This is a genomic window from Microcystis sp. M_QC_C_20170808_M3Col (assembly GCF_007095505.1).
GTDB lineage: Bacteria > Cyanobacteriota > Cyanobacteriia > Cyanobacteriales > Microcystaceae > Microcystis.
In genome coordinates this window covers 1-8,873 of record NZ_SFBY01000472.1, presented here as the reverse complement: position 1 = coordinate 8,873, position 8,873 = coordinate 1, and the positions used below count along the sequence as shown (strand labels likewise).

7 protein-coding genes and 3 pseudogenes are annotated in these 8,873 nt (G+C 43.3%); 6 read left to right on the top strand and 4 right to left on the bottom strand.

Annotated elements, in window-relative coordinates; translation table 11 throughout:
• Positions 1-177 precede the first annotated feature (177 nt).
• Positions 178-426: pseudogene (locus tag EWV84_RS21940) on the bottom strand (helix-turn-helix domain-containing protein); the annotation flags it as partial.
• A 90-nt stretch (positions 427-516) separates the two neighbouring features.
• Between EWV84_RS21940 and EWV84_RS21935 the strand changes: the two are divergent.
• Entirely contained in the window at positions 517-2,427 is a 1,911-nt protein-coding gene (locus EWV84_RS21935) for a heavy metal translocating P-type ATPase (RefSeq protein WP_287080060.1), read from the top strand.
• Between the two features lie 11 nt (positions 2,428-2,438).
• Here EWV84_RS21935 and EWV84_RS23185 read toward each other — a convergent pair.
• Positions 2,439-3,639: pseudogene (locus EWV84_RS23185) on the bottom strand (RNA-guided endonuclease InsQ/TnpB family protein).
• A 232-nt stretch (positions 3,640-3,871) separates the two neighbouring features.
• Here EWV84_RS23185 and hisS point away from each other — a divergent pair.
• The 4 genes from hisS (at position 3,872) to EWV84_RS21905 (ending at position 6,605) form a co-directional block, all read left to right on the top strand.
• The gene (hisS, locus tag EWV84_RS21920) at positions 3,872-5,152 is read left to right on the top strand and encodes a histidine--tRNA ligase (RefSeq protein ID WP_287080058.1); all 1,281 of its coding nucleotides are present in this window, start codon (positions 3,872-3,874) and stop codon (positions 5,150-5,152) included.
• Between the two features lie 41 nt (positions 5,153-5,193).
• Positions 5,194-5,844 carry a hypothetical protein gene (locus EWV84_RS21915; RefSeq protein ID WP_287080056.1) on the top strand — a complete coding sequence of 217 codons (651 nt, stop codon included), beginning with the start codon at positions 5,194-5,196 and terminating at the stop codon, positions 5,842-5,844.
• 116 nt (positions 5,845-5,960) lie between these two features.
• Complete coding sequence (locus tag EWV84_RS21910) at positions 5,961-6,260, top strand: type II toxin-antitoxin system RelE/ParE family toxin (RefSeq protein WP_287080055.1); 300 nt, start codon at positions 5,961-5,963, stop codon at positions 6,258-6,260.
• A 15-nt stretch (positions 6,261-6,275) separates the two neighbouring features.
• Positions 6,276-6,605, top strand: coding sequence for a HigA family addiction module antitoxin (locus tag EWV84_RS21905; protein WP_287080052.1), 330 nt, complete (start codon positions 6,276-6,278; stop codon positions 6,603-6,605).
• A 75-nt stretch (positions 6,606-6,680) separates the two neighbouring features.
• On the opposite strand, the gene murJ is transcribed toward EWV84_RS21905, so the two are convergent.
• Positions 6,681-8,408, bottom strand: a complete 1,728-nt coding sequence (gene murJ / locus EWV84_RS21900) for a murein biosynthesis integral membrane protein MurJ (protein ID WP_287080049.1) — start codon at positions 8,406-8,408, stop codon at positions 6,681-6,683.
• 75 nt (positions 8,409-8,483) lie between these two features.
• Positions 8,484-8,666 (bottom strand): annotated as a pseudogene (locus tag EWV84_RS21895) (IS630 family transposase); the annotation flags it as partial.
• Positions 8,667-8,707: 41 nt separating this feature from the next.
• Between EWV84_RS21895 and EWV84_RS21890 the strand changes: the two are divergent.
• On the top strand, positions 8,708-8,873 hold a 166-nt coding region (locus tag EWV84_RS21890), incomplete at its 3' end, for a DUF2887 domain-containing protein (RefSeq protein WP_287080063.1).

The window sequence follows — 8,873 nt, the reverse complement described above, 5'->3', positions numbered from 1 at the left end:
AATCGACTAAATCCTTATCTGGCGAGAGATTTAATTGATTAGTTCGCTCTAGATCGAAAACAGTTGACAAAAATCGCAGCAATGTCTCTCTCTATAAGGGTTTCATCCCTTATAACCCTCGTCCATTGCATAACACAAACCGAAGAACCCAAAGAAATTAGTGAAAGCTGTTTGTCAATGTCTTAACCCTTGTTGTAAAGGTACACAGCTTACTTCATTGAGAAAGTCTAATTCTTCTTGCTTTTTCCACTCGGTTAGCATTGAAGACGTTTGAGCATATCCTACTCTTTCTTGTCTTTCATACCAAGCTTGTGTTCTGAGATGGAGAGCTTTATTGTAAACTAATCTTACACAGCCCAAGGTGCGCCGCAATAGCGACTCTTGTTCTGGTGTTGGGTAAAATCGAAACCAATAGGCTTTTTCCATGTCTCACATTTTAGCATATATCGTGTAAATGCGCTAATATTTAACAGTAAAGCCGTCGTTCTACGACGGGGTTTCAGACCCAAATTTTCGATGATTCAGAGTATTTCGTCCTCTTGGTTGTCTGAGTATTCCTCGGCAGTTGCCGCGGGAATTTGCGCTATTTTAGTCTTTTTTGGTTGGTTATGCCTACACTTTAACCTGATCGGCCTAGCTTTCATCCTACTACCGATCGCCTATGTGGTGGGAGGATACGAAAGTACCCAAGCAGGATTAACGACTTTATTCGAGGAAAAAGAACTGGATGTGGACCTCTTAATGATTGTAGCGGCGTTGGGAGCGGCGATTTTGGGACTCTGGGATAGTAATTACTATCTCATCATCGATGGAGCCATTTTAATTCTCATTTTCGCCATTAGTGGCGCATTAGAACAGATTGCCATGGCGAAAACCGATCGCAATATTCGTTCTCTCATGGCTATGACTCCCGATACTGCTAGATTAATCACGGGAGACGGCGAAAAAGAGATTACTATCAAGCAATTACACATCGGTGATACAGTTTTGGTCAAACCGGGTGAATTAATCCCCATTGACGGCATTATTATGGAGGGAAACAGTCCCATCAATCAAGCACCAATTACCGGAGAATCGCTTCCCGTGGATAAAACCATCGGGGAAGAAGTCTTTGCGGGAACTCTCAACGGTTCGGGAGCGCTACGTTTAAAGGTGGAAACTCCCCCCGAAAGTCGCTTAATTGAAAGGGTGATTCGTTTGGTAGAAAAAGCGCAAAATGAATCCCCTCCCTCCCAACAGTTTATCGAAGGTTTCGAGCGGGGTTATGCGAAAATTATCGTGATTTTGGGCTTAATTTTCGGGATTTTACCGCCTTTTTTCTGGGGTTGGACCTGGGAAACCACTATCTATCGGGCCTTAATTTTTCTCGTGGTGGCCTCTCCCTGTGCTTTAATGGCCTCAATTATGCCAGCTTTGTTATCGGGTATCGCTAACGGGGCAAAACAGGGGATTTTATTCAAAAATGGCGCAAGATTGGAGATGATCGGCCGCCTACGAGCGATCGCTTTTGATAAAACCGGCACTCTTACCCTTGGTAAGTTGCAAGTGGTGGAAATTGTCCCCATCCATGCAGTCAGCGAAAATGAGGTGTTAGCGGTGGCTGCATCCCTAGAATCCTGTTCCGAACATCCCATCGCAGAGGCAATTACCAGCACAGCGATCGAACGTGGTATAAATTTCTTCAGTGCTAATCAGGTACAAGCGGTATCGGGACGGGGTATCACGGGAAAAATTGCCGATAAGTCGGTATCTGTGGGCAATTTTGCCTATATTCGTGACCATATTGCTGACCTTGACCAGAATATTTTAGCTATCCGCGAACGTTTACAAAAAGAAGGTAAAACCCTGGTTTGGGTAGTACAGGAGAACCAAATTATCGGTGCGATCGCTGTGGCTGATACCCTTCGTGACTCGGCAGTTAATCTGGTGGAGAAACTAAAAAAGAGCGGTATCGAACATATCGTTTTAATTACGGGTGATAATCAACAAAGTGCCGATAAAGTCGCTAAAAAACTCGGCATTGAGGAGGTTTACGCTGATTTACTGCCCGAAGATAAGTTAAACGTCATCAAAAATCTGCAAGAAAAATATCACACTGTTGCTATGGTGGGGGATGGCATTAATGACGCACCCGCTTTAGCTATGGCTAATGTGGGGATTGCCATGGGAAAAGCTGGTAGTGATGTCGCCTTGGAAACAGCCGATATTATCCTCATGTCCGATAATTTAGCCAAAATTCCCAGCGCGATTAACCTCGGTCGTCGTGCCAATCGCATTGTTAAACAGAATATCACTTTCGCCCTCGCATTTATCGGCATATTGCTAATAGCTAATTTTGCCGGTGATATAACTTTACCTCTAGGTGTCGTCGGTCATGAAGGATCGACGGTATTAGTGACTCTCAGCGGTTTAAGATTGTTGAATTGACACTCCCACCGTCAAGCTGACGCTGTGACGGGGGATTCTTGATTCACAGAAACACGCTTTTCGGTACAAGTACCAACAAGTCTTACAGTTTCTCCCCAAGCTTGAAATTCCGACTGTCCATCGGTATTTGTTGACAGTATTCTCATACCTTCTTCCCTTAAATTCTTGGCGGCGTTTTCATCTCTATCGTGATGACTCTCACATTCTGGTTCACGAATATTGAGAGTCAACAAATCATTTTTAAATCCACAGCAAGAACAGAGTTTTGTACTCGGATAAAACCTGTCAACTTCTACAAGTTTTCCTCCCTCTCTTTCTAGCTTGTAGTCCAAGAAATTAAGCAACATACCAAAACCAGCGTCATGTATTGATTTGGCTAATTTAGTCCTTGCTAACCCTTTAATATTCAGATTCTCTGCTACAACGATTTGGTTTTCATCGCATAACTTTCAAAGAGAGTTTATGAAGAAAATCTTGTCTAGTATTTGCTATCTTTTCGTGAACCTTGGCCACCTCCTTAATGGCTTTTTGGCGATTATTAGACCCCTTGGCTTTACGAGACAATGCTTGTTGTCTCCGCTTTAAACGTTTAGCATATTTTCTGGTAGGTTTGATTGGGTCAATCTTGTAGGTTGTTTCACCATCAAAAACCGTAACTAAAGAAGATAAACCCAGGTCTATCCCTGATATTTTTAGTTTTTCAATGGTTGTTGATTCATCCATTTCAAACAAGATGGCAGCAAAATATTTATCTGTACTGGTTTTAGAAACAGTTACGGATTTAATCTGGCCTTTTATCACTTGAGAAATCTTAGCTTTTACAACACCTAATTTAGGTAGCTTAATTCCCTTATTTCTAATTGAACAACTTTCAGGATAACGGATTGATTGTTTTTTGTGCTTACTTTTAAACTTAGGGAATTTTGTTCTTTTTGAGAAGAAGTTCTTAAAAGCAGATTCTAAGTTTTTCAATGATTGCTGCAAGGTGGCGGCAGTAGCCTCAGCTAACCATTCAAAATCTGGTTGTTTCTTGAGTTGGGTAAGGTCTTTTGCCATGTCACAGTAGGTCATTCCTTTACCAGTCTCTAGGTACTGATTGTTAGTTTTATTTAAGTAGTAATTCCAAACAGAACGAACGCAACCAAAGTTTTTAGCTAGGGCTAGTTCTTGTTCTTTGTTTGGGTATATTCTCACTTTTAAAACATTTAACATCAGCCTGACCTCATCTGTGTTATTTTTTTAATGTAACACTTACAGATTAAATATGTCAAGCTCATACATACCTTGAGAATCAAGACTTTCCCAATAAGGAAACGCTGTCGCGTTAGTTGAGATTCTGGTGGCAATTCATCGTTACGTTAATTTCTGGTATATTTTTGATTAAGGAGAAATTTAACGGGAGTCCTCTTGCTCCATTTAGATAGGGACAAAAATACAGAGAACTATGGGCGAAATCCAGGCAATCCGAGGCACAAAAGATATTTTACCGGCGGAGGTCGGTTACTGGCATTGGTTAGAGGAAACCACTAGCAGAATTTTAGCGACTGCGCTGTATCAAGAGATACGAACTCCTATTTTTGAACAGACGCAACTTTTTGAACGGGGTATCGGGGAAGCGACGGACGTGGTAGGTAAAGAAATGTACACTTTCCTCGATCGCGGTCAACGTTCCCTGACTTTGCGACCAGAAGGAACAGCTGGGGTCGTTCGCGCCTACATTGAACACAAATTACAGGCTGCAGGAGGAGTACAAAGACTCTGGTATAAGGGGCCGATGTTTCGTTATGAACGTCCGCAAGCGGGTAGGCAGCGACAGTTTCATCAAATCGGGGTCGAATTATTGGGAAGTGATGACCCTAGGGCGGATGTGGAAGTAATTACCCTTGCCAGCGAGATATTAAAAGCTGTGGGGCTAGAAAACCTAAAATTAGACCTTAATTCCCTGGGAAATGCCCAAGATAGGCAAAATTATCGTCAGGCCTTGCTAGATTATTTGACTCCCTACAAAGCTGATTTAGACGCAGATTCTCAACAGAGATTAGAAAAAAATCCCCTGCGAATTTTAGACAGTAAGGACGAGAAAACCAAGATTATCTGTGAGAATGCCCCCAGTATTCTTGAACATCTCGGCAGTGATTCTCAAAAGCACTTTGAACGGGTACAATCTTTACTAACCGATTTAGGAGTTATCTATAACCTTAATCCCTGTTTAGTGCGAGGATTGGACTATTACACCCATACGGCCTTTGAAATTCAGTCCGATGATTTAGGCTCTCAAGCGACGGTTTGCGGTGGTGGTCGTTATGATGGTTTAATAGCTCAATTAGGTGGTCTAGACACACCAGCAGTGGGTTGGGCGATCGGTTTAGAACGTCTGATTATATTATTACAACAAAAGCAATCTTTATCTTTTTTGGTTCCCGATTTTTATCTCGTCTCCAAAGGAGAAAAAGCTGAGGAGCGCAGTGTGGTGTTAGCACAGGAATTACGCAGATTGGGGTTTAGCGTCGAGTTGGACTTAAGCGGCAGCGCTTTCGGGAAACAATTTAAACGGGCCGATCGAGCCAAGGCCGTGGGCTGTATAATTTTGGGGGATGCTGAGGCTGAAAATGGCACGGTACAACTGAAATGGATGGCCACCCAAGAACAAATTAGTCTAACCCAAGCGGATTTATTGACACAAGCAAGGGAATTAAAAGCACAAATCTCTCGGCACAAATCCTAAGTTTTAGCGTCATGGGCAAACATTAGGCCTAGGCTAAGATTATGGAATTTATACTGCAAAAACAAGGGGAGAATCACGGACACACAATTTCTACTAATTCCCTAGAAATTGTCTCGGGAAACTATCGTCTCTTGGCCCGTCTGGATTCTCCTTTTGCCCATATTGAAGTGCGTATCGATTACGAATCTCCCGAAAGTAGTGAACGATATACTCATTATTATCGATCGGATGCCGGGGGTTGGCTAGAAATTTTTTCCTATCGAGATTTAGGAATAGGTAGCTGGAAAATTCGCTGTTATGGGGATATTCTGGCAGAATTAGAGGGGCAAGGTTGGCAAGAAACGTTAACTTTAATTGTTACTCCTGTTAAGATCAATTATCTGGCTCAATTAGAACAGTTAATTAAAACCGAAATTGAACCTTTATTGGCACGAGAATCCTCTCCGGAGATGGTAAAATTAGAACTGGCTGATTTAACCAATAATTCTGCCTTTGTTTTTGATTTATGCCTACCAGAGGAAACAATGATTGCTAGAGAAGGGGTAACTCTAGAACTGCCGGAACCTGCTAATATGAAAAAGAGCCTTCAAAGTTTATCTAATCGCAATTCTGCACCCCTACCTCCGAAAATATCTGGTGCTAATTCTCGCCGAAAATCACCGCAACTGCCCCGAATTCCTAAAAATAAATAGGGTTTGCTGCAAAAGTTTGTCGGTGGGATTAGGAGTCGGTCGGGAAAGTCAGAATAAGGAAACTGGTATTTCCGATATAACAATGTCTAACATGACAAACGTGCTACCGTGTTATTATGATCCTCTCGTTCAGGAATAGAGCTACTGAAGATATTTTCAACGGTGAGGATACAAAAAAAGCACGGAAAGTCTGCCCTAGGAATTTATGGAACGTGGCCCAGCGAAAACTAGATTTAGTCGATTCAGCGACCTCCCTAGATGACCTCCGCATTCCACCTAATAATCGTTTAGAGGTTTTAGTCGGTGATCGGCAAGGTCAGTATAGTATCCGAATCAATGATCAGTACCGTATCTGTTTTATCTGGACTGTAAACGGGGCAAAAATGGTTGAAATCGTTGATTATCATTCCAGTTAAAAAAGGAGTATAAGCATGGTTCGCATACCTACCCATAGAAGACCCACCCATCCAGGCCAGATGCTGAAAGAGGAATTTTTGCAGCCGATGGGTATCACACAACGTCAACTCGCCGATGCGATCGGAGTTTCCTACCGGCAAATTAACGAAATCGTCAACGGTCGTCGGGGGATTACCCCTAGCACCGCTTTAAGACTAGCTAAATACTTGCAAGTCGCGCCTGATTTTTGGTTAAATCTTCAAATCCGATTGGATTTGTTTGACATTAAACAAAAAGAGAGCGAGCAAATTGAAAAAATTCTTCCGTCCCCTACAACAGTAATTATGAGCGAGGGAGGGAGTTAATCAGACTCTTAAAAACTGATTTGGTGTTAGCTAGGGTTTAACCTTTCTTTAATCTAGTGAGGCAGCAACTTAAACCTAAGATTTTTTCAAGAACTTCTGACGAACTCGCGAGATTAATAGGTCTAATTCCGGTAACTTCAATAACATCGCACCGAGAAGGAATAAACCCACCGCTACCGTCGAAGCAAAACCTAACTGTAATAATTGTAGGAAAATATTACCAGCACCAAAAATCTTTTCCCAACCCCAACTAGCACCCCAACTAGCAACACCAGAAAGCATTGTAATTACCGTTAATCCCAACAAGGATAAACCCCATTCTCCTAGAGGTAAACCCCCTAAACGACGATTTAAAATCACCGTAAAAATGCCCAGAGAAAGGATATTAACCCCCACGGTGGCTAAAACAATCCCCGGAGTACCAAAAGGTTTATACAAGAGGAAATCCAGCACACCATTAAGAAAAATATTCACCATACTCACCTTAAAGGGAGTGTCGCCATCCCCCAAAGCATAGAACACTCGTACTAGGACATCGCGGCCGAGATAGAAAAACATCCCGAAACCGTAGGCCATTAATACGGGAACCACCTGTTCCGAGGCAGCCAGATTAAAGGCACCCCGTTGATAGATAACCCGCACTACCGGGAAAGCGAGGGCGATAAAGATAGCGGTGAAGGGTAACATGGTTAAAGCCGTCAATAATAAACCCTGACGGATTCTTTGCTTCAATTCTCCCCAATTTTCCGGTTCCGTCAGTCGAGAAAATATCGGCATAAACGGCACGAGAATCATGTTAGACATGATGCCCAAGGGCGTGAGAACGATAAAACTGGCGTAACGCATAGAAGCGGCGGCATTTTCGATAAAAGAAGCGAAAAAGAGGTCAGTATAAACGTTAATATGCAACATTCCCGAAGATAGGGTCGCCGGAATCATCACCTGCAACACATCCGACACCCCCGGAATCCGCCAATCCCAACGAAATGTTAATTTTCCTAAACCTGACTTGACTTGTGCGCCCACTTGTGCTAACCATTGCCAGAGCGCCCCGACGAGAGTACCCCCGGCGAGGACAAAACCCCCTAGTTGAATATATTGCGGCTGATCAATGCGATCGCCAAGCAACCAGGCCAGCAAACCCACCCCGAAAATCACCGCCACACTGGAAAAAAGCGGACTGAGACTCGGTAGCCAGTATTGGTCCGCCGCGTTGAGAGTACCGAAACCGATGCCGATTAAACCGGCTAAAACCGCCATGGGGGCCATAATTTGCAGTTGTTGAATGGCCATGCCACGGGTGGCGGCATCTAAACCGGGAGCGAGAACATCGATAAAAATATTGGCAAAAACGATTAAAAAGACGGTGACAGCTAATAAAATGGCACTGACTAGGGTGGTGACAGTCTCGACAATCGGTGCGGACTCGGATTTATCTCTTTTGGCCAAAACACTGACCAAAGCGCTGTGAAAGGGGCCGTTAATACCACCGAGGAGAATTAACAGAAAACCGGGGATAACGTAGGCAAAAGCGTAGGCGTTCACCACCGGCCCAACACCGTAGGCAGCGGCGATTACCTGTTCGCGGACCAAACCAAAAACCTTACTGATTAAGGTGGCAACGGCGACAATTCCGGCAATACCGGCCAAGGAACGGGTAGCTTTCTTAGTAATGATGACACCTCGAAAGAAAACAACTGCATTGATTGATTCTACCCGTTTCTGTGTTCCCGCAGAAAAGCGATCGCTAGTGGGAAAATTTAATTTGACTGGAGCGTATAACACCCATTTCCCCACACACATCCCTAGAGAGTGTTTCTCATAAAGATGAAGTATAAACTAATTCGGTATCGACGATCGACTCCTACTAGTGGTCTGTCAAGTTAAAATTGACGGATATAATTGGGTTAATTTGATGCGAGCATCTTCGGTAGTAAACTGCCAATCAACAGGAGAAGAAGTTTGATTTCTTTGTTGTTCCCACGCCTCTACTTCTTGGATTAAAGTCTCTTTGGAAGAAATACGTCGGTTGAGGCATTGTCTATTTAAAACACTGAACTCAATCGGAACCCCGTCACGCACCAGAGGGATAGAGCGAACTCATGAAAACCGACACGATTTTCTACCGACTTTTTCAAACCTTTCCAGGTCTTCTGTTTGAGTTAATCGACTTTCCCGGCGAATTAGCCAATTTCTATCGATTTTCCTCCGTAGAGGTGAAACAATTATCCTTTCGCATCGATGGAGTCTTTCTACCAGAACGGGAAG